We start from the raw sequence: 25150 nt of genomic DNA, 5'->3' as shown, positions 1-25150 counted from the left end.
GTTCCATGATAACTTGAGCCTGTGCTTCGCGCAACTTATGATGTTACGAGTGGGCCGGCGCCGCCGGCCGGTTCGAATGCGAGGCGTCGTCGATGAGAAGCGACAGCAGACTTTCGCGGATGCTCCACGTCCTGCTGCACATGGCGCGCCACGATCAGGCTTTCACCTCCGAGCAGATTTCCAAAATGCTCAACACCAACCCGGTCGTGGTCCGCCGCACCATGGCGGGGCTGCGCAAGGCCGGCTACGTCAGCTCGGAGAAGGGCCACGGTGGCGGATGGCGGATCGCCTGCGATCTGAACGCGGTCACCCTGCTGGACGTGCACCGAGCGGTCGGCGGCCCGCAGATCTTCGCCATCGGCAATGAGAGCGCGAATCCCGAATGCGCGGTCGAGCGCGTCGTCAATGCCGCGCTCGACGACGTGCTGCGCCAGGCCGAAGCGCTGCTGATCGAGAAGTTGGGCGCGATCGCCCTTGCCGATCTCGCGCACGAGTTCGATGCGCTGTGCACCGCCGCCGGCTGGGGTATCGACGGCCCGCGCGCGAAGTGAGCTTGCAGCCGGCTCGTGGTTAGCTAGGCTGTCGTATCCAACACCACGGAAGTCCGCCATGCCGTTGCGAACCAGCCGGGTCATCCTGTTTGGCGACTGCGATCCGGGTGGAGTGGTGTACACGCCTCGCATCGCTCACTTCGTCGTGGAGGCGGGGCTCGCCTTCCTGTCGCAGGCGCTCGGCGGGCCGGCGGCGCGGCGGCTGTTCGGCATGGGCGTTCTTCCGCCCGCGCGTGCCCTGTCGATCGAATTCCTGCATCCGATGACCTGGGACGAGGCGATCGATATCGACGTGTCGGTGGAACGCGTGGGCGAGCACTCATTCACCCTGTCGGTCCGCGCCGCCAACGCCGAGGGTATCGCCACCTTCCGCGGCACGATCACGCAGGTCACCGTGTCGCCGCAGACGATGCGGCCGGTACCGCTGCCGCTTGAACTCAGGGCCGCTCTTGAGAAAACGCTGAGCGGCTGAGGCTTCAGCTGAAGCGAGCCCGGCAGTCGGGTTGCCGTTCTGCGTTCGGAAAGTCGCGTCGACGGCATGATCGCCGGATAAGGGTTTCTCCTGCGCGGCGACAAGCCTTGCCGCTGCGCAGATTGCCCGCCGCATCGCGACGGCGAGGGCACGCGAACGCGGCGCCGAGTCGAAACCTGAGCATCCATATTCGCGCGCGGCGGCTAGGCCGGGCCCGGCGAAAAGCGCCTGGGCTCGCATGCAGCGATTGCGAGCGCCGGCCCCCGGTTGCCGACGACGGCGCGCCAATGAACTTGTGCCAGGTCCAGCGACTGCGATGTCGATTCCGGCCGTCCTGCTTCGTCGTGTAGGAACCCGCCGAGGATTTGCGCGCATGAACCGCCCCACGACTGCCTCTTCCGTTTCCCTGGATCGCAATTGGCCCCTGGTCGCCGCCGGCGCCCTGATGGGCTGCGTGGCGATCGGCGCGGTGTTCTCGCTGGCGGTGCTGCTGCAGCCGATGAGCGCCGCCACCGGTTGGTCGCGCGCCGGCTTGTCCAGCGCGATGACCTTGGCCTTCCTCAGCATGGGCTTCGCCGGTTTCGGCTGGGGCATCCTGAGCGACCGCTTCGGGCCCAGGGTGGTCGTGCTGGCCGGCTCGGTGCTGCTGGGGCTGGCCTGCGTGCTGGCCAGCCGCGCCGGCAGCCTGCTGCAATTCCAGCTGACCTACGGTGTCTTGCTCGGCGCGGCCGCGGCCAGTTTTCTCGCCCCGGTCATCGCCGCCACCGCCGCCTCGTTCGAGCGTCGCCGCAATCTGGCGATATCGCTGGTCTCGGCCGGCATGGGCGTGGCGCCGATGACGCTGTCGCCGCTGGTGGCCTGGCTGGTGACGCACTACGACTGGCGCAGCACCTTGATGATCGTCGGCGTGCTGGCCTGGGCGCTGACCTTGCCGGCGGTGTGGTTCGTGCGCACGGTGCCGATGGCCGCGGCCGCGGCCGAGAGCGTCGCCGCCGGCGAATCGATGAGCGCCGGGCAGGCGCTGCGATCAAAGCCTTTCATCGTACTGGCGGGAGCGTTCTTCGCCTGCTGCGCCGCGCATTCGGGGCCGATCTTCCACACCGTCAGCTACGCGGTGGGCTGCGGCCTGTCGGTGACGGCGGCGGTGACGATCTACAGCATGGAAGGCGCCGCCGGGCTGGGCGGGCGCTTGTTGTTCGGCGTGCTGGCCGACCGCTGGGGCGCCAAGCCGGTGCTGGTGGCGGGCTTGCTGGTGCAGGGGCTCGCGGCGGTGTCGTATCTGGCCGTGAACCAGCTCGACGGCTTCTACGCGGTGGCGATCGTGTTCGGCATGGCCTACGGCGGCACCATGCCGCTCTACGCCTCGCTCGCCCGCGACGCGTTCAGCCCGCGCATCCTCGGTACCGTGCTGGGCGCGGCGACCCTGCTGTCGAGCCTGGGCATGGCGCTGGGGCCGCTGATCGGCGGCTGGCTGTACGACCGCTACGGCAGTTACATCTGGCTCTATGTGGGTTCGATGGCGATGGGGCTGGCGGCGGCGGCGATCGCGATGCTGTTCCCGGCGGCTCGCCGGAGCCGGGGCGGCGGCGGCCTGCGTCCGGCGCTGCAGCCATGAGCGCCGCGGCGGCTACGGCGCCTGCAGATCGGCCGACCAGTAAGTCACCGCGTCGAAGTCGTTGACGAAGATGCCCGGCGATTTCGGCCGCAGCACGACCCCCCTGGGATCGCGGATCTGCAGGGAAATCTGCTTGATCTGCTCGCTGCCGTCGGCCAGTACCGTGACCTCGACCTGGCGGATGCAGGTGAGCAGGCAAGGCCAGCCGTCGCCGTTCACGGCTGAGATCGTCCAGCCCGAATTCCTGATGGCCATAAGACCTCCCGGATGCAGGTTGCTCAACTTCGGGTCAACTGCCGCTTTCAACGTCCCCGCCGCCCTTATACCAAACTGATTACCGATTGCGCATTCCGTCGGCGGACCGCATCCGGCGCCGCCGGATCGCGCGGCCGCGGATGATGCGGAATTGCAACGTGCCCGCTGAAGCGCTTCGCGCGCGCCGATGATCGGCCCGGCCCCGCGGCGGGTTCGCTGCGCGCCGCGCCATGAATATTCAGTCGGGCCCGCGTTCGCCTTGTTAGGTGATAGGCATCTCGTTTGCGGCGGCGATCGAAAACAGTGAAGGCGCGCCGGAAGTTGGGTGCGGGCTTGTGCAGCAACGCATCCCAGGACGCGCCGACGCGTGCCGCCAGCCTTGGGCAGGTCTGGCCGAGGCTGGGCGCGCGCAACGAAGCGGTGCGGCACGCGAAGACGACGCTGCAGCAGGCCTGCACTGTCGTCATGAACGACCTCTACAGTAGCTAGGTGAGCGAAACGCAATCGCCCAGGGCCGCGTAGGCGCTTGGATCGGTCGCTTCGGCGACCGACAGCGCGTCTGCGCTTGAGATCGTGACCTGTTAGGGTGGTTGCAGCTTGCTCCTCGTGCAATGCGTTGGAGTGTTACGTATCTATAACGAAAGAACATCGCACGCTGTGCCCGGATTCATCGCTTGCCTTGCGCATCGCGGCGATGCGTTGGCGGTGCAGTGTGCACAGAACGAAGGTCGGGCCACGGGCCGCGAAGCGGATTCCGAGCCTGCCGCGACGCCCGGCAAACTTCATGTCCCCGGATGCGGTCGCGCGCAGCCCGCGCCAGACGTGCGCCGCGGCACCCGGATGCTGATGATCTATCTGCGGGACCATTCCTTCCCTCCAACCTGGGTCGGGACGGCGTTCGATATTGCAATCGCAACCGATCGGCCATGCTGGTTCCAATTGGACGACGCCGGCCGCGGGGCTCGTGCTTCTGGGCATCGCCCGCGCCACTGGATGGTGAGCGCCTGGAACCGGCCACCTGTTTTCAGACCATTGAGGCAACTATGCAGATCGAGATTCTTGGCCGCCCCATCAACGTCAGCGCCACGCCGCAGGTGACGACATGGGCGCGCTACAAACACGAACTTGAAGCCGCGCTCAGATCGATGGGCCGGGACGGGATGGCGTTGATCAGCAAGTACGACCTGATCGACTGCGTCGAGGTGCCCACCAGCGTGTGCGTGCGGATCAACGTCGATCTGGAACAGCTTCGCGGGGCGAAGTAGCCTCGCCCCGGCGGGCGAATACGCACTGCGTGGCGGCATGCCGGGCCCGGCGACAGGGCAGGTAGGGTCGCCCGCGTTATCCGCGATCTTTCCATCGCCGCCAGCGGCGGCATGCCGCGCCGACGCGGCACGGCCGCGACGTGCCGACGTTGCACGAACGCATCGGCCAGACTGGGCAAACAATCGCGGCCTCCCTCACGGACATGGCCAAAATTTATCCAGCCGCGACGCCGGCATTACTCGACGCGAACCCGCGCCGACACGGTCAACTGTGACCACCGCCCCCGAGCTGCCCACGCGCGCGTGATCGATAAGGAAGCTTGACGTGCTGGGCAGTTCACCAGTGGCACGCTGCGTAGACTCGATATCCTATTGAGGGGGCATTCAATGGAATATCTGAAGGCGCTGGCGGAGCTCGGCGTTTGGTTGGCGGTCTACCCATTGGGCGCAGGGACGCTCGCCCTGACCGGCCACGATGCCCGGCATCTTCGTCGCAACGTCTTGATCGTGATTTGCACCGGCAGCGCGATCGCCACCGTCTTGCTGATGGCCCTGGCCGCGATGGGCCTGTTCGCGCCGACCTGGATCGGCGCCGCCGGCTGGATCGCGCTGGCGGTGTGGAGCGTTCGCAATCGGGCTTGGACCCAGGCTCTCGATCGCCTCAAACACATCCGCCTGCGCGGCGCGTCGGCGCTCAGCGGCTTGGCCGTCGTCGCGATCCTGGCCGCGGCCACGGGCCTGTACGCGTTTTTTCCCAAGGAGAGCCTGCTGGGCGAACGCGACGAGGGCATCTACGCCCAGCACGCGCTGCATCTGTTGCGTACTGGCGGCTCGGCGGTGGATCTGGCGGGGATGGGGCTGGCGGCGGAACCGGGCATGCTGGCGATCGAACAAGGCCGCGCGGCGGAACTGCCCGGTATCTATCCCACCGGCTCGCGCTGGGCGTTCCAGTTTTCCTCCGCGACGCCGGTGTGGATGGCGACGCTGGCGGCGACGCTCGGCCCGCAAGGAATCTTCCGCTTCAACGCCGTGCTGGGCCTGCTCAATTGCATGGCGCTGTATGCCTTGGCGCGGCGGATGTTGACGCCGGCGCGGCGGGTCTGGGCGATTCCGGCGCTGGCGGTGTTCGCGTTCCAGCCGGCGCAGGTGTGGATATCGCGAAACTGCCTGAGCGAGCCGCTGTGCAGCTGGTTCGTGCTCAACGGCCTGCTCGCGGCGATGATCGCGATGACGTGGCGCTCGCGCAATCTGGGCCTGCTCGCCGGCGGACTGATCGGCGCGAGCGCGCTGGTGCGGATCGACGCGGTGGTGTTTCCGCTGGCGGTCGGCGCGGCTTGTCTCGCGGCGGTGTTTGTCGATCGCTCGCGGCGCGGCCTGGCCTCCAATCCCGCCTTGGCGGGCATGGGCATGGGATGCCTGGCGGCGGTGTCGCTGGGGCTCGGCTATTTCCAGGTGTTCGTGCAGCCGTATCTGGCCGGCTTGTTCGATCTGGTGAAAGCCGCCGTGATCGCCACCGCGGTGTTGGCCTGCGCGACGGTAGTTCTGCAACGGGTGCGTGCGCTGCGCTTGTCCAAGGCGGTGGTGCGCAATTCGGCGGGAACGGTGGCGTTCGTGGTCGTGGCCTTGTTCGCCTATGCCGTCTGGATACGCCCGCATTTGCAACCTTATGCGCTGATCGAATCGAAGCTGGTGCCGCAGTTGAACGGTCAGCGCGACTACCGCGAAGCCAGCGTGCTCAGTGTCGCCGCCTATCTGTCGTGGCCGGTGGTCGTGGCCGCGGCGTTGGGCGCGGCGATGGGATTGCGCGCGGTCTTGAACGGCGCAGTGAGTCCGATCAAGGGCTGGGCGCTGGTGTTCCTGCTGATTCCGGCGCTGGTGTACCTGTCGCGGCCGATGGTCTCGCCGGATCACATCTGGGCCGCGCGGCGCTGGGTGCCGACCGTGTTCCCCGCCGCCGCGGTGTTGGCCGCGATCGCCTGCGCGATGCTGTCGCGGCGTTGGCGCGGCCCTTACGTGCATGCCGCGGTCGGCCTGGTCACCGTCGCCGTCAGCGCGCATCTGCTGCTGCAGCAGCGCGAAACGCTGCGGCTGCGCGAGGATGCCGGCATGGTCGCGCAGATCGGGGAAATCGCGCGGCGTTTGCCGGACGATCGCGTCAGTTACGTGGTGGGCTCCGGCCCCTTGGCGAGCGCGCTGTTGACCGGCTTCGGCCGCCGCGTCGTGCCGCTCACGGTCGTCGGGCAGTTCGATTGGACCGGAGTGTGTCCGCGCGTCGCCGGACGCGTCGAGCAGGGTTGCTGGGTCGTTCACCCCAAGGGAATGAGTTTCGGCGAACGCGGCGCGACCTGGCTGGCCGACGTGCCCATCCAACGATTGCGCCGCAAAACCTCGGTGGTTCCGCTGGCGCGCGGCACTCACGAGGAACGCAGCGACTGGAGCATCAGCAAGATCGAGCCATGAGGCGGCGTTGTCCGCCCGCGTCCCGATCTTGCGTGCGCATGAAGCAAGGCAGTTTGTTCTATCGGCAGGCCGGCGGCGAGGCTTTCGTCGCGGCATCTGACAGGAGTTCGCCCTATGAACGCACGCAGATTGTTTCGCACGCACGACATCGAAACGTGGCGGTCCGGGCACCCTGGCGTCGTCGAGACCGCGCCGGCGGCGGTGCCGGGCGAGTTCCGCAAGCCGATCAAGGTGGTGATCCAGATTCCCTGCCGCGATGAGGCCGAGCAACTGCCCGAAACCCTGGCGGCGCTGCCGGCGTTCCTGCACGGCGTGCACGAGGTGGAGTGGCTGGTGATCGACGACGGTTCCTCCGACGATACGACCGAGGTCGCGCTGGAACACGGCGTGCACGCGGTACTGCGCCTGCCGGAGAACCGCGGCCTGGCCAATGCGTTCTCGATCGGTCTGGAAGCGGCCTGCCGCCGCGGCGCCGACATCATCGTCAACGTCGACGGCGACAACCAATACGACGCCGCGGCGATTCCGGCGCTGGTCGCCGACATCCTGGCCGGGCGCGCCGACATCGTGGTGGGTTGCCGGCCGATCGAGCGCATCGCCCATTTCCCGTGGTGGAAGAAACGGCTGCAGCGCCTGGGCAGCGCGGTGGTGCGGGCGGTGTCGAACGTGCGCATCGACGACGCCACCAGCGGCTTTCGCGCCTACAGCCGCGATGCGGCGATGCGGCTCAACGTCTACTCGCGCTACACCTACACCCTGGAGACCTTGATCCAGGCCGGACAGACCGGGCTTCGCATCAAGTCGGTGCCGGTGGAGGTCAATCCGCCGACGCGCCCGTCGCGGCTGATCCGCAGCGTTCCGGAGTACATCGCCCGCTCGGTGCTGACGATCCTGCGATCGTTCCTGATCTATCGTCCACTGGAATTCTTCATGCTGCCGTCGGTGCTGTGCGCCTTGCTGGGTATCTCGATCGGCGCGAAATTCACCTTCGACTATTTCTACGGCCAGGGCGACGGCCACATCCAGTCGCTGATCCTGGCGGCGATGCTGATCATGGTCGGCACGATCGGCGGCGCGGTGGGCTTGTTGGCGAACCAGCTCGCGGTCAACCGGCGCTTGCTGGAAGAACAGCAGCAGAGCCGGCGTCGCGCCGAATGGCGGCCGATGCCTTGAAGCCGGTTTGGTATGTCACGCGCAAGTTCCCGCCCTCGCGCGGCGGGATGCAGCAGCTCAGTTATCACATCGCCGCCGAACTGGCGGCGTTGCGGCCGTTGACCCTGGTGCGCTGGTGGGCCGGGCAATGGGGATTGCCGCTGTTCGTGGCGTGGGCGCTGTTGCGATTGTGTTGGGGCCTGCTGCGCCGGCGAGTGCGGGTCGTGCTGATCGGCGATCCGGTGCTGTCGCTGCTGGCGGTGCCGGCGCGCTGGGCCGGCGTGCCGGTCGCGGCGGTGGTGCACGGGCTCGACGTCACTTATCCGAATCCGGTGTATCAATGGTATCTGCGCCGATTTTTCTGGCGACGCCTGGATGCATACCTGTGCATCAGCCGTTTCGTGCGCGATCGGTTGCTCGGCCGAGGTATCGCAGCCGCGCAATGCGCCGTGATCGTTCCGGGCGTGTCCGCGCCGGCCGACACCCCGGCGCTCGCGCGGGAGCCCGGGTTGCGCCTGCTGATCCTCGGACGGCTGGTGCGGCGCAAGGGCGCGCTGTGGTTCGTGCAGCGGCTCATGCCGCGTTTGGGCGCATGGAACGCCGACCTGCGTCTGGACATCGTCGGCGACGGCCCGGAGCGCGCGGCGATCGAACAGGCGATCGCGCAGGCGCAGCTCGGCGACAAGGTGCGATTGTGGGGCGATGTGGACGAAGCGCAGAAAGCGCGGCGCCTGGACGAATGCGATCTGGTGCTGATGCCCAATCGCCGCGTCGAAGGCGATCCGGAAGGCTTCGGCCTGGTCGCGCTGGAGGCGGCCATGAGCCGGCGCTATGTCCTGGCCGCGGATCTGGAAGGCCTGCGCGACGCCGTCGGCCATGCCGATATCGGCGCGCTGTTGCCGCCGCAGGACGCCGAGGCCTGGTTCTCCGCGATCACCGCGCTGCTTGCCGATCCCCGCCGTCTGCGCGAACGCGGCGATGCCGCGCGTGCGTTCGTCGCGACGCATTGCTCATGGCGCGCGATGGGCTTGCGTTATGCCGAGCGGCTGGATGAGCTGGTCTAAGACCGCCTCGGGTTTCTCCAGGGGCCTGGGCTGGGTTCTGGGCCTGATCGCCCTGGCGCTGGTCGCCTGGCAAGCGTGGACGCGCCAGGATCAATGGCTGCCGCTGTGGCGTCAGCTCGGGGCGCTGGATCTGCTCGCGGTGTTGCTGCTGTGCCTGTCGATGCAGGTGTTGTTCGGCCTGGGCTGGCACGTGTTCGCGCGCGGACGATTCGTTGCCGAACACATCCTCGGCGATCAGTTGCGATGGGGCCAGAGTCTGCTGGCCAAGTACCTGCCGGGCAAGATCTGGCAGGGCGTGGCGCGCGGCATGTTGTATGCCAACGAGCGCGGCGTCGGCGACACCTTCGCCTTGTTCGTGCGCGAACAGTTGCTGTCGCTGGGCATCAGCGCCTTGATCGCGGCGGTCGCGGCGCCGGCGGCGCTGCCGGCGGATTTGGGGCTGATGTTTCAGGTCGCGTTCGTGGCGTTCGCCGTGGCGTTGACCGCGATCGCGGTGTGGGCGCGCCTGCCGGACTTCATCGCCTCGCGACTGCCGCGCAGTCTGGCGGGCTGGAACGCGGCGCGGCCGGCGACGGCGACGATCGCCAAGGTCTGGTTATTGCAGTTCGCCGGGTATCTGGCCATGTGCGCCGCGTTCGCGGTGCTGGTGAACGGCTTCGGTTTGCGGCTGGGCGGGCTGCAATTGGCGGCGGCGCTGTGTTTCGCCGGATTGGCCGGCGTCGCCGCGGTATTGGTGCCGGCCGGACTGGGTGTACGCGAGGCCGGTCTGTTCTGGTGCCTGAGTCCGTTGATCGGCGCCGGCAACGCGGCGATGTTGGCCTTGGCCTGGCGGGTCGCGATCACCTTCGCCGAGGCGGCGTTCGCCGCGATCAGCTTCGCCTGGGGCGCGTGGCGCCGATAACGTAATGCGTCGGGCGCGAAGCGGGCTCCGCCTGCCAGGCAGGCGGAGCCCGATGCTATGTCGCCAGGTATGCGATCAGAACTCTTCGATTATCGAGTGGTTGACCAGCAGCGGCGGATTGGAGCCGTTGCCGGTTTCGCACGTCACGCCGTAAGGCAACGAAAACGACAGCAGGTTGCGCGACTCGACCTTGAGCGTCCACAGGCCGCTCACGCCGTTGTTGCGCGTGCTCTTTTCGCCCAGGTACACCTTCTGGAACGAGCTGATGTTGTTGCCGCCGGCGACCACGTTGCCCTGCGGATCTTCCAGGCGCATTTCCAGTTGCGGGGCGTTGGTGCCGTTGATCCGGCACTGCACCCAGTCCGGATGCTGCAGATACAGGCCGAACTGATCCTGGCCGCTGGCCAGGCCGAGCACCGCGCCCAGCGCGCTGGAGGTGGAGACGCCGACCTTCTTCGAACGCAGGTCGTCCGGATCGGCTTCCTTCGCGATGCGGAAATCGCCGTCGAAGCTGACGTTTTCCTGCGTGGTGCAATAGGCGACGAAACCCGGATTGGAACCGGCCGTGGTTTCGCTGAACACCGCTTGCACGTTGCTGTAGTCGCCGGCCGGCGCGCCGGCGGCGCTGAACACATCGAGGAAACGGATGGTCTCGTTGGTGCTCAGGTTCGTGGTTTGCGGCGTGCCGAGCGCGGCGCCGCCGGCGGTGCGCAGCGACCAGGTCACCGTCACCGGTTCGCCGACGGAACCGACGAAGCAGTTGGACTGAAAGCCCGGCGCGGCGGCCTGGCGGCGCAGGCCGGAAACGCTGGAGGTGCTGGCGCCGCCGGTCAGCGAACCGATCTTGAAGCCTTCCACGGAGAAGCCCAGGCCGCTGATGGCCTGAATGCGGGAATAGACGGAGATCGGAACATTCGCCGCGCTTTGTTCGACGAACGACAACTGGCCGTAGTTGCTGGTCGGGCTGACCGGCACGCCGCACAACGAGGCGAGGGAGTTTTCCGAGACCGCGCCCGGAGCGATGCTCAGCGTCGTGCAGGGGCGTTCGCCGGCGTACGGCGTTCCTGGTGCACCGTAATAGGTCACCTTGACGCTGGCGGTGTCGCTGCCGCCGTTGCGCACGAACAACGTCGACGAATACGTGCCGCTGTTGACCGTGAGCGGAACCCGAATGGTGGTGCCGTAACCGTCGGTGCTCTGCGCGAGCGCGTTGGCGCTCATCAATGCCGTGGCCAACACGCAATACTTATAGGCTTTCATAGCAGAAATCCTCTTTCGTCCATAAAGGCCATGAGCGCATGCTCATGGATGGTCGCTCCAACCCGGCCGTTATCGAGCCGGTGTCCGGGCTAACGCACTGTTCGTCGCCGCCGACGCCTGAGTCCGCTTATTGATTAAGCAACTCGTCGGGGAAGGGTTTGGTGCCGGCGACGACGGCTGCGATATCGTCTTTGCTGATCGCGTAGATGCGGGACACCGCATCGGGATGCTGCTGCATCTGAGCGAGCAACTGTCTCTTGAGTTGTTCGCGCGTGCCGGGCGAGAGGTTCAGGCCCTGGTTGTAGACGATCTCGTGCTGCTTGCCGTCGGGACCCGTGTAGGTGCGCGGCGGCTGCGCCTGGCTGGAGATGTTGCGCGCGCGTTCGGCGGCGAGGGTTTGCGCGCTGGGCGCGGTGGTGCCGGTGTTGGGGCTGTGGCCGGCCGATGCGGCATCGGACGCAGTGGGATCGGTAGACAGCGCGCTGGCGGAGGGCGTCGGGACCTGGTCTTCGCTTTGCCGGTTCTGGCTCCAAGGCTTCCACGCCAGGGCGATGAGAATCACCGCGATGCCGCCAAACAATACCTTAGGAAGGCGCGTCGTTGCGGCCATGTGGTCCCCCTGATTGAAGTCGAAGCGGTGTTCTTGTCTCGCGGACATCGCTGCGGCGTCGTTCGCGGCAGCGTCGATATTGAAAAGCTTTTTATCGCTTCGGCGGTTCCAATAACGTGACAAGCGGCGGTAAAGCGAGGCGCAAACTCCGCGCTTTTGTTTAGTGCAACAGACAGCTTCTATGAATTGAGTATTGGGTCGCGCGCGCGGTTTTGATTCGCGCCGGATTACGCGTTTCCCCTCGGGAAAACGACGGAAAATGTTTCGGCGAAGAAAAAATTCGCGCGAAATATCGGCATGGCCGTTTGTTTTCTCTTTTCGCGTTTTGTTTCTTTTTATGGGCTCGGTAAACATATGCGGTGGGTCGGAGCGCGCGTGTTCGTGCACGCTCGCATTCGCGTCGATCGTCGAAGCTGTCGCGCTCGATCGCCCCGCGCGTTTTCGACGCCGCGAATCGCGCGCGGCGAACATTCCGCCGCACGGCCGCGCCCGCCGGCGGCCGCACGCGGTTGACATGGCCGCGCCGACCCATTACGTTCCGCTTCCCCAATCACCGCCGACCGGCGGGCCCAGAGGGATACCATGTCTGAGAGTGTAGCCACCCGCTAATCCTTCGCTTTCGTGAAGGTGGGTAACGCGTCGAGTCTGTTCGCCATCCGCGCAAAGCGGGTGCGCGTCGTCGCGTTCGTTCCGGCTACAACCGACATGTCGAATGAATATTTCCAAGTTGGAGCAGCGCGTCCTGCACGCGCTGGCTCAGGGTGGGGAAATCCACCATCGCCGCGCCGATGACGGCGCGCGCATCGTCGCTATCGATTGCTACAACCGCGACGGATTGCGTCTCGCGGATTGCTCGCTGACGGTGTTCCAAAAACTCAAGCGGCGCCAGTTGATCGCTTCCAGCGACAGCGGCCCGTATCGCATCACCCATCTGGGACGGCAGGTCGTGCGTCCCCAATACGACAATAGGTGACCGGCATGCTGAGCCTGCTGATGTTCAGTGCTGTCCGCGATCCGGCGCCCGCGTGCGGGCAGGAGGACGATATGCAAGTTCTGATCGAAAACGAATCGCACCGCGCGCAGATCCGCGCGGTCACCCAGGCCGCGTTCGGCGGCGACGAAGAGGCCGAGCTGGTCGATCGTCTGCGCGAAGACGGGCTGGTGCGGTTGTCGCTGGAGGCGGTCGAAGATGGGCAAGTGGTCGGCCACGCGCTGTTCACCGCCTTGGCGGTGAGCGTGGACGGCCGCGAGGTCGATGCGCTGTGCCTGGCGCCGGTGTCGGTGCGTCCGGATTACCAGAGCACGGGCGTGGGATCGATGCTGATCCGCGAAGCGCTCGCGCGTCTGGCGCACAGCGGTTTCGAAGCGGTGGTCGTGCTCGGGCATCCGGCCTACTACCCGCGCTTCGGCTTCAGCGCGGCGTTGGCGGCCAAACTCGCCGCGCCGTTTTCCGGCGAGGCGTTCATGGCGCTGGAACTGGTCGAAGGCGCGCTGCGCGGCGAATCGGGACGGGTGAGCTATCCGCCCGCGTTCGGCATCGGCGAGGGCCACTGAAGGTTGTCGTCATCGCGGAAACCCAAAGCCCGGCGCATGCGCCGGGCTTTGGGTCGCGGGCGGCGCGCGGCGGCGCCGACGCGGCGAGGTGCGATCGGCGCGCGGCTCAGGGATTGGGGTTACAATTCAACTGGGCGTAGGTGAAGTAGCGCGTGCGCGTTCCCCAATTGAAGGGCTCGCCGCAATGGCCGTAGCCCATGCCGCCGACTTCTTCGCTGTGGCTGGCGTCGGAGTAATAGATGAAGACGTAACCCTGGCCCGGGCCCGCATGCGGCAGCGCGGCGGCGGCCAGCGATACCGCCATGCCGGCGGCGAGCAGGATCAGCGACAGTTTGCGCTTGGACGATTGCGTGACTTCAGACATGACAACTCTCCTTGTGGCCTGCCCGCGCGCGCCTCGCGTGTCGGCGACAGCGGCGCCGGGCAGTGGTCTGAACTGCGATGGATGAGCCGGGCGAACCGGCTCAGGGAGGCGTGCAGGTGGTCTTGTAGTAACTCGACCAGGGCGTCATGCGGCCCCAGGAATACGGGTCGCCGCAGTTGCCGTAGATACGCTCGCCGACGACCACCGTGCGGCTGGCGTCGGAGTAGAACGTGAAGTTGTAGCTTTCGTCGTTGTTCGGTACCGGCAACGCGTAGGCGGCGGCCGTTACGGCCAGACCGGCGGCGAGCAGGGACAGCGACAGCGTGCGCATCCGCGCTTTGTTCGTCTTGAACATCGGCCTCTCCTTGATGGCGTGAAGTACGTGCCTGGTTTCCGGTCGCGACCGGAATCCTGGTTCTACACGAAACCGCTCGCGCGCTGAGGTGCCGAGGTGGGGTACTGGGTCGCAGATTGGAGCGGCGCGAACTAATGATCGCGACGCAACCGCTGTTCAGGCCTCGGGCACGTAACCGGCCGGCTTCTCGGCGCCGCCGCCGAACAGGAACTTCTCCATCTCCGCTTCCAGGAAAGCGCGGTGCTTGGGGTCCAGCGGCGAGAGCCGGTTTTCGTTGATCAACATGGTCTGGTGCGCCAGCCACGCCGCCCAGGCGGGTTTGCCGATGTTGGCGTAAACGCGCTTGCCCAGTTCGCCGGGCCAAGGAACGAAGTCGAGGCCTTCGGTCTCGCGCTGTTCGTACTGGCAGAAAACGCTGCGGCTCATGGGGACATCCTGTTGAGGTGAACGGTGGAGGTGGCCGCGGCGGCCGCGGTCAGGATTCGATCAGTTTGCGGATCGGCGCGGGAATGCCGAGCGAGGCGAGTTCATCGCGCGCGAACCAGCGCAAGTCGTCATTGTCGCCGACCGCGTCGCGCAAGGCGACTTCGCGCCAGCGTCGCGGCTGCAATTCCAGCTTGTAGTGGCTGAAGGCGTGCGCGACCGGCGCCAGCGCCGCGCCGTCGGCGAATTCGCCGCGCACGTGCGCGCCGAACCATCGCGCGGCCTGGGCTTCGTCGTCGCTTTGCGGCAAGGTCCACAGCGAGGCCCAGATGCCGGCCGGCGGCCGCCGTTGCAGCAACACGCGGCCGTCGCGATCGAGCAGCCACAGCACCTGCGCATAACGCTGCGGCGGAACCTTGCCGGGCTTGGGCACCGGCAGTTCGGCGACGCGGCCCTCGATGCGGGCGAGGCAATCGTGCTGCAGCGGACACAGGATGCAGGACGGATCGGCGCGCGTGCACAAGGTCGCGCCCAGATCCATCTGCGCCTGGGTGTAGTCGGTCATGCGCTCGTGCGGCAGATGCGATTCGGCCAGCGTCCACAGTTGCCGTTCCACCGCCGGCAGGCCGGGATAGCCGTCGATGCCGTGATAGCGGCTGAGCACGCGCTTGACGTTGCCGTCGAGAATCGCGTGGCGATCGCCCCAGGCCTGCGAAGCGATCGCCGCGGCGGTGCTGCGGCCGATGCCGGGCAGCGCGGTCAGCGCGTCGAGGTCGCGCGGCAGATCGCCGCCGTGGTGCTCGACGCAATATTTCGCCGCGGCGTGCAGGTTGCGCGCGCGGGCGTAATAGCCCAGGCCCGACCACAGCCCGAGCACGGTGTCGAGCGAAGCGGCGGCGAGCGCGGGCACATTCGGCAAGGCGGCGACGAAGCGTTCGAAGTACGGTGCCGCGGTCTTGACCTGGGTCTGTTGCAGCATGATTTCCGACAGCCACACCCGGTACGGCGAGCGCGGATGCTGCCAGGGCAGGTCGTGGCGGCCGCTGACGTCGAACCATGCCAGCAGGCGGCTGGCGAAGGTGTCGTCGCCGTTGGCGGCGGTCGCGTGCGCAGCGCCGGCGGGCGCGGCGGTTTTCTTCGCGCGGCCGGTCTTGCCGCTGCGGGTCGGGGCGGAGTCGTTGGCGCTTTGGCTACGGGAGGTCATCGGTTTTCAGCGCGCCGCGGTCGGCGCCGTGGGTTGTGGCGGATCGTCTTCGATTTCGATCTCGACGCCTTCCAGGGTGGCGCCGGAGATTTCGATCGTCGGTGTACTCATGTGTCCGCTCAAGGGCGGCAGCAGCGAGCCTTCGCCCGCGTCCAGCCATCGCAGCACGGCGGGCAGGCGGAAGCTGGCGTCGAAACGGGTTTGATCGCGTTGCAGCCGCAACGCGGCGGGACCGGAGAAATCCGCCTTGCCTTCGTAATCGAGCCGGAACGGCAGCGGCGAATCGGATTGGCCGAGCGGCGGCGGCAGCGCCGGCCAGCCGGCGGGCCAAGTGGCGAGCGTTCCCTGCCAGTGCAGTTGCATCGCGTCGCCGAACGCGAAGCTGCCGTGGGCGTCGAGGTCGGGGATCAGGCTTGCGGGCGCCGCGGTATTCGGCGCCGAGGCCTGGGCCGCGGATGCATTCGAAGCCGCATCATCGCCGCGCAACACCGCGCCCATCGGCGCCAGGCTCAGCTTGCCGTCGCGATAACGCAGCGGACCGGCCAGGCCGTAGACGAAGGGCAGGTCGGTATCGCCGGCGCGGTAACGCGCGTTCGCGCCCAGGCGCAGACGATCCAGGCCGAGGCCGTCGAAGCCCGAATGCAGCAAGGCGCCGAGCCGCACGCGCATCGGCAAGGTCCAGTCCCGGGCTTCGACCGAGACTTGCCCGGCCATGCCGACGCCGCGCGCCAGCGAAGGCCGTTGCAAGGTCGCGGCCACATCGAACGGGATCGCGACGCCGTCGCTGAGCACGCGTCCGTTGAGGCGGCCGCGCACCGGCTTGTCCGGGCCGAGTTCGGCGAAATCCACGCCGAAGTTTTCCACCGACCAGCCTTCGCCGATCAATCGTCCGCGAACGACCCGCGCGCCGCGGCTCAAGGACGGAATCTTGACTGGCTCGGTCGAAGGCGGGCGCGTGGCCAGCCAGTGATTCAAGGCCGCGATATCGATCTGCGGCGCGTCGAGTTCCACCCGCTCGATGTCGAGCGAATCGCCGGCGGCGCGGATCGTCGCCCAGGGCAGGGACAGATAGGCGCGTTCGGCGCGCAGCAAGGGTTTTTCCGCGCCGGGCTCGCGTACCGACAGATCGCGCACCACGATCATCGGCGTGCCGCGCAGTCGGTATTCGCTGACGCCGCCGGCGCTGATCTCAAGGCCGAGCGCATTGCCGGCCTGGGCGAGCACGATCCAGCTGACCTGGCTCGGCCGCGACAGCCAATGCAGGCCGATCAGCGCCGCCAGCAGCAACGCAAGGAAGATGTAGATCCGCTTGCGCGAACGGCGTTGCGGCGGCGCCGTCGTTTCGGCGGGCATCGCGCCTCAGCCGCCGAGCGCTTCGGGCAGCAGCGCGTCGACGAAGGCTTCCGCGTCGAACACGCGCAGGTCTTCCGGGCGCTCGCCGATGCCGGCGAAGCGGATCGGAATGCCGAACTCGCGCGCCAGGGCGAACACCACGCCGCCCTTGGCGGTGCCGTCGAGCTTGGTCACCACCAACCCGGTTACGCCCACGGCGGCATGAAACTGCCGCAGCTGCGACAAAGCGTTTTGCCCCGTGGTGCCGTCGATCACCATCAGCACTTCGTGCGGCGCGGTCGGATCGACCTTGCCGAGTACGCGGCGGATCTTGCCCAGCTCGGCCATCAAACCTTGTTGCGTGTGCAGGCGGCCGGCGGTATCGGCGATCAGCACCTGGGTGCCGCGCGCCTTGGCCGTCTGCAGCGCGTCGAACGCCACCGATGCGGCGTCGGCGTTCTGGCCCTGGGCGACCACCGGCACGCCGTTGCGTTCGCCCCAGGCTTGCAGTTGCGCGACCGCGGCGGCGCGGAAGGTGTCGCCGGCGGCGAGCATCAGCGGCCGGCCTTCGTCGCGCAAGCGCTTGGCCAGCTTGCCGATGGTGGTGGTCTTGCCGACGCCGTTGACGCCGACGGTCAGCAGCACGAAGGGCTTGGCGTCGACGTCGATCACCAGCGGCTTGGCCACCGGCTGCAGCATCGCGATCAGCTCGGCGCGCAAGGCGCCCAGCAGCGCCTGGGCGTCGGCGAACTCGCGCGACTTCATGCGCTTGCGCAGGCCTTCGACCAGGGCGGTGGTGGCGCCGACGCCGACATCGGCGGTGATCAGCGCGGTTTCGATCTCGTCGAGCAGATCGTCGTCCAGGCGCGGGTTGCGCGAGAACAGGCCGCCGAAGCTGCGCGCGAACACACTGCCACGCAGGCGGTCGCGCCAGCCCTGCTTGCCGGCGGGCGCGGCCGGCTTGTCGATGTAGTCGGTCGGCGCGACCGGCTCGGTTTCGGCCGAGATGGTCTGCTGCGAAGGCGCGTCCGGCGCGGCGGCGGGCGGCGCGAAGGTTGCGGCCGGTGCCGGTGCGGGCGCCGAAGGCTGCGGCAGCGGCGGTTCGATTTCGTGCAGCGCGGCCACGACCTCGGGCGGCACCGGCGGTTCGGCGGCGAACGCCTGCGGGCTGGGTGCCGGTGCGACCGGCGCGGACGCATCGGCTTGCGGCGCCAGGCCCGGCGACGGCGCCTGGGTGGGTTGCGCGTCGGCGTGCGTATCGGCCTGCGCGTCGGGAAACGCGGCGGCCAATTCTTCGGTGGTGAAGCCGCGCTCGGAGGATTTCTCGGCGGCGGTTTCGTTTTTCTTGCGGCGGAAAAAACTGAGCATGAGACGGGAGATGGGGCCATGCGCGAGAATCTCCACATGCTAGCACCGGCCCCCGGACAGTCCCGATGAACAATTCCCGACGCGGCCCGCCCGGCCCCCCGATCGGCCCGTCCCGGCGCGGCGCGGGCGGCGCCGACGCCCCGACCGGCAAGGTGCGCATCATCGGCGGGCGCTGGCGCGGTACCCGCCTGGACGTCGCCGATTCGCCGGGCCTGCGCCCGACCTCCGACCGGGTCCGCGAAACCCTGTTCAACTGGCTGTTGCCGGCGCTGCCGGGCGCGCGCGTGCTGGATCTGTTCGCCGGCAGCGGCGCGCTGGGCATGGAGGCGCTGTCGCGCGGCGCCGCTTCGGCGGTGCTGGTCGAACGCGACCCGGCGCTGGCGGCGAACCTGCGCGCGCTGGCGGCGCGGCTGCAGGGCGGCGAGGCGGCGCGGATCGTCCAGGCCGACGCGCTGGGCTGGCTGGCCGGACAGGCGCCGGCGGGCGAGGGCGGGGCCGGTTTCGATCTGGCCTTCGTCGATCCGCCGTTCGCGGCCGGGTTGTGGGACGCGGTCTGGCCGGCGTTGTTGCCGAGGCTGGCGCCTTCGGCCTGGCTGTACGTGGAAGCGCCGATCGCGACGGCGGTCGCATTGCCGCCGCCGTGGTCGCCGTATCGCGAAGGCGCCACGCGCGAGGTGCGCTACGCGCTGTATCGGCGCATGGACGCTTGATTCGCCGGGTTTGCGGCGCGCGCCCGGGACGGCCGGGGGCGTCGCCGCGACCGCGCCGCGGGCCGTCCGGCGGGCCGTGACCCGGCCGCACGGACGGCTGCTACACTGCGCCGCATCCGGCGGGGCGGCCTCAACCCGCTCCCCGTCATTCCAGCAGTGAACGACACATCGAATGAGCTCGGCCCGCAACCGCATCGCCGTCTATCCCGGCACGTTCGACCCCATCACCAACGGTCACGTCGACCTGGTCGATCGCGCCGCGCCGCTGTTCGAACGCATGATCATCGGCGTCGCCGAGAGCCCGGGCAAAGGCCCGGCGCTGCCGCTGGCGACCCGCGTGGACCTGGCGCGGCAGGCGGTGGCTCACCATGCTCATGTCGAGGTACGCGGCTTCAATTGCCTGCTGGCGCATTTCGTCGCCGAAGTCGGCGGCGGCGTGCTGCTGCGCGGGCTGCGCGCGGTGTCGGACTTCGAATACGAATTCCAGCTGGCCAGCATGAACCGCCATCTGATTCCCGAGGTCGAGACCTTGTTCCTGACCCCGGCGGAGCAATACGGCTTCATTTCGTCCTCGCTGGTGCGCGAAATCGCGCGCCTGGGCGGCGACGTTTCCGGCTTCGTGCCGCCGGCGGTGGCGCAAGCGCTGCAGGCCGAGTGGCAACGCAAGAAAAACTGATCACTCAACGTCACACCCGAACCGAACCCAAGGGGCCTACCGATGAAAACTTCCTCCCGTCTGCTGTTGATCGCCTGCCTGGCGCTGCCGTTCGTGGCTGCCTGCCAGAAAGAGGAGAAGAAGGAGGTCGCGGCTGAAGCCGCGGCGTTGTCGGCGCCCAAGACCAGCGACGAAAACGCCTGGAACGCGTACCTGACCGACGTGGTCAAGCGCAATCTCGACGGCGTCAACGGCAGCACCTACGTCTACGTCCTGCCGGCGCCGGATTCGCCGACCTTCCAGCGCGACTACGACCTGATGCTGGAGAAGTCGCAGGCCGACATGTCGCGCGGCATCCTGGAAGGCAACCTGGTCGCGTTCGGTTCGCCCGACTCGACCAAGACCGCCGACCTGGCCGTGGCTTCGTTCGCCAAGGTCGATCCGGCCACCATGAAGGGCGTCAAGTTCATCTTCATCGGCGCCGCCGCCGACAACGAGCGCGTCAAGGCCGCGGTGACCGCGGCCGGCGTGAACTACATCTTCGTCGAAGCGAAGTAAGCGCGCGGTTCGGCCGCTTGCGCGGTCGGGCTTGCAGTCGCATCCGGATCGGGCCGCCTTGTGCGGCCCGATTTCGTTGGTGGAGTGAGTGCCTCTTTGAAAGTGGATGCCCCCTTTGAAAAAGGGGGCGGCGCCTGTGAAGAGTGGGTTTCGCGAGAAGCCGCAGCGCGGGGGATTTGCTTTTGCGGGGGCGCGGCGATCTGACGTAAAAAGCGAATCCCCCCAGCCCCCTTTTTCAAAGGGGGGAACAGCAATGCGACGGGGGGCAGCGCGGGGCACCGAATCCATGAACAAATCCGCCCACACCCGCCAAATCGCCCACCCCCGGCACGCAGCATCCCGGCTCGCCGCTATGCCGGGCGCGGCGGGGGGCCTACACTGAAGGCCTTGCCGGTACAGCGAATCGCGCGGTTTCGCCGGCACCCGTGAACCCATGTCGCTGAAGATCAATGAGCTGTGCGTCAACTGCGACGTCTGCGAGCCGGCCTGTCCCAATCAGGCCATCTCCCAGGGCGAGAGCATCTATGTGATCGATCCGGCCCGCTGCACCGAGTGCGTGGGCCATTACGACGAACCGCAATGCGTGGTCGTGTGCCCGGTCGAATGCATCGACAAGGACCCGCAGTTCGTCGAATCCGAACCGCAGCTGCTCGAAAAGCTGCGCCGTCTACAACAGGAGTGAACCCGATGCGAAAGGCGCCGCGACCGCGAGCCGGTCTGATGTCTGCCTGCTTACTGGCTTCGTTGTTGCTGATCGCCGCGCCCGCGCTGTCCAAGGCGCCCGTCGCCAAGGCCGCGCCGGCTCAGACGGCGAAGTCCGCCGCCGCGCATCCGCCCGGCACCGTGATCGCCAGCGCCCACGCGCTGTCGGCGCAGGCCGGTCTGGAGATCGTCCGCCAGGGCGGCAACGCCTTCGATGCGGCGGTCGCGGTGTCCTCGACCTTGTCGGTGGTCGAACCGGTCAGCTCCGGCATCGGCGGCGGCGGCTTCTTCCTGCTGCACGACGCCAAGACCAACCGCGACATCTTCCTGGACGCGCGCGAAACCGCGCCGGCCGCGGCGACGCCGGCGGCGTTCCTGGACGCGAAGGGCGAACTCAACCGCGACCGCTCCGTCAACGGGCCGTGGTCGGCGGGCATTCCCGGGTTGCCGGCGGCGCTGGTCCATCTGGCGCAGAAGTACGGCAAGTTGCCGCTGAAGACATCGCTGGCGCCGGCGATCCGCATCGCCCGCGAAGGCTTCCCGGTCTACGCGCGCCTGGAAAAAAGCTACGGCAGCCGGCGCGAAGTGATGGAGCGTTACCGCGGTACGCGCGAGGTCTATCTGGCCGACGGCGATCCGCCCAAGGTCGGCGAAATCTTCAAGCAGCCCGATCTGGCGCGCACGCTGGAACTGCTGGGCGACAAGGGTTTCGACGGCTTCTATCGCGGCGAAGTCGCGCAAAAGCTGCTCGCCTCGGTCAAGGAAGAAGGCGGCCAATGGAAGCCTGAGGAACTGTCCGGCTACCAGGTGCGCGAACGCGAACCGCTGCGCCTGAAGTACCGCGGCTGGGACATCGTCACCGCGCCGCCGCCGTCGTCGGGCGGCGTGGCCTTCGCCGAGATCCTGCAGATTCTCGAAGGCTGGGACCTGAGCAAGCTCGATCCCGCGCACCGCACCCACATCATCGCCGAGGCCATGCGCCGCGCGTATCGCGACCGCACCATCTACCTGGGCGATCCGGACTTCGTGAAGATGCCGCTGGCGCGCCTGACCAGCGCCGATTACGCCGCCGGCCTGCGCGCCACCATCCATCCGGACAAGGCCACGCCCAGCGATCTGCTGTCGGGCCAGCCGGCGCCGCTGGAAGACGACGAGACCACGCACTTCTCGATCATCGATCACGACGGCAACCGCGTCTCGGCGACCCAGACCGTCAACCTGCTGTACGGCTCGGGCCTGGTCGCGCCGGGCACCGGCGTGCTGCTCAACAACGAGATGGACGATTTCGCCCTGCGCCCGGGCACGCCGAACGCCTTCGGCGTGATGGGCTTCGCCGCCAACGCACCGGAAGCGGGCAAGCGCATGCTCAGCTCGATGACGCCGAGCTTCATGGAGTCCAAGGACAAAGTGATCGCGGTCGGCGCGCCCGGCGGCAGCCGCATCATCACCCAGGTGCTGCTGGCGGTGCTGGCCTACGACGCCGGCCTGGCGCCGCAGAAGGTCGCCGATCAGCCGCGCATCCATCACCAGTGGCTGCCCGACGTGATCTCGGCCGAAGCCGGCGCGCTCGACGCCGACACCGTCGCCAAGCTGCAGGCCATGGGCCACAAGGTCAACGCCGCCGAATCGCCCTGGGGCAATCTGCAGACGGTGATGTGGAACAAGCAAGACAACACCTTGTCCGGCGGCACCGATCCGCGCAATCCGGTCGGCCAGGCCGCGGTGCTGCTGAGCCGGCCCTGACGCCGGCGGCCGCCGCGCGATGGCGCGGCGGCCATGCGGTGCAGTAGATTGCGCCGCATGGGCAGCAGCCCAGGCAAGGACAAGGGAAACAGGTCAGTGAGCGACGAGAACAAGCCTTGGTACACCCGCGTCACCGCGATTTCGGTTGCCGCGGTCGCTTTTCTGGTCGCTCTGACCACGCTGGTCAACAACGTGCGCGAGATCGGCGGCCTCAAGGACAAGACGCCGTCCGCGCCGACGACGCAGACACCGGCCGCGACGGCCGCGGTCAAGCCGGACCTGCCCAAGGCGCCTTCGCGCTATTCGGTGCTGCTGACGCTGGAAAAGATCGAAGTGATCAACGACGGCACCAGCGGCAGCACCTCGTGGTCGTTCCAGGTCAGCGCCGGCGGCCAGGATCTGTTCGAACTGCCTTCGCGCGACTACATCGACACCGAGGAAGGCCGCAACGTCACTCCGCGCGGCAGCGACCCGTCGATGGGCCGCGTGGTGCTGGTCCCGGGGCAGGAGATGCTGATCAAGATCAACGGCCGCTCGGCCGGACTGATCAGCAAGCTGTCGGCCAGCGGCACCGCCACCCTGGTCGCCGACAAGCCGCTGGCGCCGGTGCGCGTGGTCTCCGCCGATGGCCGCGATGGCGAGTTCATTTTTCACTTCGCTAGCGTGGCGACGCCGCAGTGAAGCCGGGATTAGGGATTGGGGATTCGGGATTGGCAGAAGCAAGGGCTTCGCGAAGCTGAAGTTTTGGCCTGTCTTGCGGACGGCTTTTACGAATCCCGAATCCCGTATCCCCAATCCCGGCTAAAATGAGCCATCCCCCGCCAATGCCCGCAGCCCGGGCGGTGCAGCCATGAAGCTCTGGTCGATCCTCGGCAACTCGCAGAAACTCGACGGCGGCGCGATGTTCGGCAACGCGCCGCGGGCGATGTGGGCCAAATGGTCGCCGCCCGACGAACAAAACCGCATCGAGCTGGCCTGCCGCGCTCTGCTCGCCAGCCCGCTGGCCGGCAAGACGGTGTTGTTCGAGGCCGGCATCGGCGCGTTCTTCGAACCCAAGCTGCGCGAGCGCTACGGTGTGGTCGAAGAGCGCCACGTGCTGATCGATTCGCTGGCCAAGGCCGGCTTCGCGCCGGACGATATCGACGTGGTGGTGCTTTCGCATCTGCACTTCGATCATGCCGGCGGACTGCTCGCGCCGTGGGCCGAAGGGCAGTCGCCGCGTCTGTTGTTCCCCAATGCCTCGTACCTGGTCGGGCGTGAGCACTACCAGCGCGCGCTGCAGCCGCATCCGCGCGATCGCGCCAGTTTCATCGCCGAACTGCCGGCGCTGCTGGAAGCCACCGGCCGCCTGGAACTGGTCGACGGCGAGTATTCGAAGTTGCTCGGCGCTAGCGTGCGTTTCCATTACAGCCACGGCCACACGCCGGGGCTGATGCTGGGCGAGATCGTCGGCCCCGAGCAGGTCGAGGGACAGGCGCACGGCGGCGTGGTGTTCTGCGCCGATCTGATTCCGGGCCGGCCGTGGGTGCACGTGCCGATCACCATGGGCTACGACCGCAACGCCGAACTGCTGATCGACGAGAAGAAAGCCTTTCTCAGCGACAAGCTCGAACGCAACGTGCATCTGTTCTTCACCCACGACCCGGGTTGCGCGCTGGCGCAGGTGGTGCGCGACGACAAGGGCAAGTTCGGCACCGTGCACGAAGTCGCCGAACTGCAGGCGCGGGCGCTGGCTGCATGAATTCGCGCCGCGCCGCGCGGCGCTGGCGCGCGATCGCGCTGGCCGCGATGCTGGCCTGTGCGGGCGCGGCCTGGGCGCAGGACGCGGAAGACGGCGAACCGGTGGGCGAACCGCTCAGCGGCAAGGCGCTGAGCGATCGCGATTTCGGCGTGCTGACGCGGCAGTTCGGCCTGGACCGCCGGGTCGAGATGTATCAGTGGCGGCGCGAGTTTGGTATCGCCGCGCAGGGCGACGGTTACGAGCGGGTGTGGAACGCGGCGCCGATCGATTCCAGCGGTTACTCACCCGGTCACGCCAATCCGTCGCGCATGCCGCTGGAAAATCGGCGCTGGTGGTCGGAGTCGGCGACGCTCGACGGCAAGCCGCTGGGCAGCGAGGTGTTGCGCGCGATCGGCGAGTGGCGGGTGTTCCGGCCCAATTTCAGCCGTTTGCCGTCGAACCTGGCGGCGACGTTTCAGCCCGAGGGCGATGGCCTGGGCAGTTCGGAGAATCCGCTCGATCCGCAGATCGGCGATTTGCGCGTGAGTTGGCGCGAACTGCGGTTGCCGCCGCTGGAGGGCAAGCTGGAATTGCGCGAAGGCGCATGGCGTTTGCGCCCGGAGGCCGCCGCGGCGGCCTTGAACGCGGCGCCGGCGCGCGAGCCTGTTGCGCCGGTGGCGGCGGAGCCTGAAACCGGCGGCTGGTCGCCGGGGTGGTTCGCGGTGGCGGTGGTGTTGGCGCTGATCGTGTTGTATCGGCTGCGCAAGCGGCGGCAGGGGCGGGGGTAGCCTCGCGCGAGCTGAGCGAAAAGCATCGGGGCTGAAAGCCCCTCCCACAAAAGATTGCGTAGCTTCGGC

The 25150-nt window shown here is 67.8% G+C and carries 28 protein-coding genes; 18 read left to right on the top strand and 10 right to left on the bottom strand.

The annotated features are described in order from the left end of the window. Positions 1 to 92 precede the first annotated feature (92 nt). The 3 genes from J7J50_RS09670 to J7J50_RS09660 all read left to right on the top strand — a co-directional run bounded on the left by J7J50_RS09670 (position 93) and on the right by J7J50_RS09660 (position 2638). On the top strand, positions 93 to 551 hold the full coding sequence (locus tag J7J50_RS09670; protein WP_215057424.1) for an Rrf2 family transcriptional regulator: 459 nt from the start codon (positions 93 to 95) through the stop codon (positions 549 to 551). 58 nt (positions 552 to 609) lie between these two features. Continuing rightward, positions 610 to 1023: a thioesterase family protein gene (locus J7J50_RS09665; protein ID WP_215057423.1), complete on the top strand. Its 414-nt coding sequence runs from the start codon at positions 610 to 612 to the stop codon at positions 1021 to 1023. Positions 1024 to 1396: 373 nt separating this feature from the next. Next, positions 1397 to 2638 carry an MFS transporter gene (locus tag J7J50_RS09660; RefSeq protein ID WP_215057422.1) on the top strand — a complete coding sequence of 414 codons (1242 nt, stop codon included), beginning with the start codon at positions 1397 to 1399 and terminating at the stop codon, positions 2636 to 2638. A gap of 12 nt (positions 2639 to 2650) precedes the next feature. Here the strand turns inward: J7J50_RS09660 and J7J50_RS09655 are convergent, their stop codons facing one another. Together J7J50_RS09655 and J7J50_RS09650 are read right to left on the bottom strand one after the other, a co-directional pair. After that, complete coding sequence (locus J7J50_RS09655) at positions 2651 to 2893, bottom strand: hypothetical protein (protein ID WP_215057421.1); 243 nt, start codon at positions 2891 to 2893, stop codon at positions 2651 to 2653. 65 nt (positions 2894 to 2958) lie between these two features. Beyond that, entirely contained in the window at positions 2959 to 3360 is a 402-nt protein-coding gene (locus J7J50_RS09650; RefSeq protein WP_215057420.1) for a hypothetical protein, read from the bottom strand. A 576-nt stretch (positions 3361 to 3936) separates the two neighbouring features. Between J7J50_RS09650 and J7J50_RS09645 the strand changes: the two genes are divergently transcribed. From J7J50_RS09645 to J7J50_RS09625, 5 genes are all read left to right on the top strand, one after another. Beyond that, positions 3937 to 4158, top strand: a complete 222-nt coding sequence (locus J7J50_RS09645; protein WP_215057419.1) for a hypothetical protein — start codon at positions 3937 to 3939, stop codon at positions 4156 to 4158. Positions 4159 to 4545: 387 nt separating this feature from the next. Continuing rightward, entirely contained in the window at positions 4546 to 6618 is a 2073-nt protein-coding gene (locus J7J50_RS09640) for a hypothetical protein (protein WP_215057418.1), read from the top strand. 114 nt (positions 6619 to 6732) lie between these two features. Then, positions 6733 to 7791 carry a glycosyltransferase family 2 protein gene (locus J7J50_RS09635; RefSeq protein WP_251044324.1) on the top strand — a complete coding sequence of 353 codons (1059 nt, stop codon included), beginning with the start codon at positions 6733 to 6735 and terminating at the stop codon, positions 7789 to 7791. Continuing rightward, a complete protein-coding gene (locus tag J7J50_RS09630; protein ID WP_215057417.1) occupies positions 7773 to 8834 on the top strand; it encodes a glycosyltransferase family 4 protein in 1062 nt (353 codons plus the stop codon). Before J7J50_RS09635 ends, J7J50_RS09630 begins: the two co-directional genes overlap by 19 nt. Then, positions 8821 to 9735 carry a lysylphosphatidylglycerol synthase domain-containing protein gene (locus J7J50_RS09625; RefSeq protein WP_215057416.1) on the top strand — a complete coding sequence of 305 codons (915 nt, stop codon included), beginning with the start codon at positions 8821 to 8823 and terminating at the stop codon, positions 9733 to 9735. Before J7J50_RS09630 ends, J7J50_RS09625 begins: the two co-directional genes overlap by 14 nt. A 75-nt stretch (positions 9736 to 9810) precedes the next feature. On the opposite strand, the gene J7J50_RS09620 is transcribed toward J7J50_RS09625, so the two are convergent. Then, positions 9811 to 10995, bottom strand: coding sequence for a hypothetical protein (locus J7J50_RS09620; RefSeq protein ID WP_215057415.1), 1185 nt, complete (start codon positions 10993 to 10995; stop codon positions 9811 to 9813). 127 nt (positions 10996 to 11122) lie between these two features. Then, positions 11123 to 12076 (bottom strand): hypothetical protein, encoded by a 954-nt coding sequence (locus J7J50_RS09615; protein ID WP_215057414.1) that lies wholly within the window; start codon positions 12074 to 12076, stop codon positions 11123 to 11125. 241 nt (positions 12077 to 12317) lie between these two features. On the opposite strand from J7J50_RS09615, the gene J7J50_RS09610 reads away from it, so the two are divergent. Both J7J50_RS09610 and J7J50_RS09605 read left to right on the top strand, forming a co-directional pair. Continuing rightward, positions 12318 to 12578 carry a YjhX family toxin gene (locus J7J50_RS09610; protein ID WP_215057413.1) on the top strand — a complete coding sequence of 87 codons (261 nt, stop codon included), beginning with the start codon at positions 12318 to 12320 and terminating at the stop codon, positions 12576 to 12578. A gap of 71 nt (positions 12579 to 12649) precedes the next feature. Beyond that, entirely contained in the window at positions 12650 to 13159 is a 510-nt protein-coding gene (locus J7J50_RS09605) for an N-acetyltransferase (protein WP_215057411.1), read from the top strand. A gap of 106 nt (positions 13160 to 13265) precedes the next feature. On the opposite strand, the gene J7J50_RS09600 is transcribed toward J7J50_RS09605, so the two are convergent. The 6 genes from J7J50_RS09600 to ftsY form a co-directional block, all read right to left on the bottom strand. Then, positions 13266 to 13523, bottom strand: coding sequence for a DUF6289 family protein (locus tag J7J50_RS09600; protein WP_215057409.1), 258 nt, complete (start codon positions 13521 to 13523; stop codon positions 13266 to 13268). A 100-nt stretch (positions 13524 to 13623) separates the two neighbouring features. Then, entirely contained in the window at positions 13624 to 13878 is a 255-nt protein-coding gene (locus J7J50_RS09595) for a hypothetical protein (protein WP_057943667.1), read from the bottom strand. 156 nt (positions 13879 to 14034) lie between these two features. After that, on the bottom strand, positions 14035 to 14304 hold the full coding sequence (locus tag J7J50_RS09590; RefSeq protein ID WP_215057408.1) for an oxidative damage protection protein: 270 nt from the start codon (positions 14302 to 14304) through the stop codon (positions 14035 to 14037). A 49-nt stretch (positions 14305 to 14353) separates the two neighbouring features. After that, on the bottom strand, positions 14354 to 15505 hold the full coding sequence (gene mutY, locus J7J50_RS09585) for an A/G-specific adenine glycosylase (RefSeq protein ID WP_215057407.1): 1152 nt from the start codon (positions 15503 to 15505) through the stop codon (positions 14354 to 14356). A gap of 6 nt (positions 15506 to 15511) precedes the next feature. Beyond that, on the bottom strand, positions 15512 to 16858 hold the full coding sequence (locus J7J50_RS09580; RefSeq protein ID WP_215057405.1) for a hypothetical protein: 1347 nt from the start codon (positions 16856 to 16858) through the stop codon (positions 15512 to 15514). Between the two features lie 6 nt (positions 16859 to 16864). Next, entirely contained in the window at positions 16865 to 18205 is a 1341-nt protein-coding gene (ftsY, locus tag J7J50_RS09575) for a signal recognition particle-docking protein FtsY (RefSeq protein ID WP_215057403.1), read from the bottom strand. Between the two features lie 65 nt (positions 18206 to 18270). On the opposite strand from ftsY, the gene rsmD reads away from it, so the two are divergent. From rsmD to J7J50_RS09535, 8 genes are all read left to right on the top strand, one after another. Continuing rightward, positions 18271 to 18915 carry a 16S rRNA (guanine(966)-N(2))-methyltransferase RsmD gene (rsmD, locus tag J7J50_RS09570; protein WP_215057401.1) on the top strand — a complete coding sequence of 215 codons (645 nt, stop codon included), beginning with the start codon at positions 18271 to 18273 and terminating at the stop codon, positions 18913 to 18915. 172 nt (positions 18916 to 19087) lie between these two features. Beyond that, positions 19088 to 19591, top strand: a complete 504-nt coding sequence (gene coaD, locus J7J50_RS09565) for a pantetheine-phosphate adenylyltransferase (RefSeq protein ID WP_057943662.1) — start codon at positions 19088 to 19090, stop codon at positions 19589 to 19591. A gap of 42 nt (positions 19592 to 19633) precedes the next feature. Then, on the top strand, positions 19634 to 20128 hold the full coding sequence (locus J7J50_RS09560) for a hypothetical protein (RefSeq protein WP_215057399.1): 495 nt from the start codon (positions 19634 to 19636) through the stop codon (positions 20126 to 20128). A 433-nt stretch (positions 20129 to 20561) separates the two neighbouring features. Then, a complete protein-coding gene (locus J7J50_RS09555) occupies positions 20562 to 20810 on the top strand; it encodes a YfhL family 4Fe-4S dicluster ferredoxin (protein WP_057943660.1) in 249 nt (82 codons plus the stop codon). A 38-nt stretch (positions 20811 to 20848) separates the two neighbouring features. Next, complete coding sequence (gene ggt, locus J7J50_RS09550; RefSeq protein ID WP_215057398.1) at positions 20849 to 22573, top strand: gamma-glutamyltransferase; 1725 nt, start codon at positions 20849 to 20851, stop codon at positions 22571 to 22573. Between the two features lie 96 nt (positions 22574 to 22669). Beyond that, positions 22670 to 23254: a hypothetical protein gene (locus tag J7J50_RS09545; protein WP_215057396.1), complete on the top strand. Its 585-nt coding sequence runs from the start codon at positions 22670 to 22672 to the stop codon at positions 23252 to 23254. 169 nt (positions 23255 to 23423) lie between these two features. Then, on the top strand, positions 23424 to 24314 hold the full coding sequence (locus J7J50_RS09540) for an MBL fold metallo-hydrolase (protein WP_215057395.1): 891 nt from the start codon (positions 23424 to 23426) through the stop codon (positions 24312 to 24314). Further along, positions 24311 to 25081, top strand: a complete 771-nt coding sequence (locus J7J50_RS09535; protein WP_215057393.1) for a TMEM43 family protein — start codon at positions 24311 to 24313, stop codon at positions 25079 to 25081. Before J7J50_RS09540 ends, J7J50_RS09535 begins: the two co-directional genes overlap by 4 nt. The last annotated feature ends 69 nt before the right edge of the window (positions 25082 to 25150 follow it).

The sequence above is a fragment of the Lysobacter sp. ISL-50 genome, assembly GCF_018612875.1.
In the GTDB taxonomy this organism is placed as follows: Bacteria; Pseudomonadota; Gammaproteobacteria; order Xanthomonadales; family Xanthomonadaceae; genus Lysobacter.
This window is presented reverse-complemented; position numbering and strand designations above follow the sequence as displayed.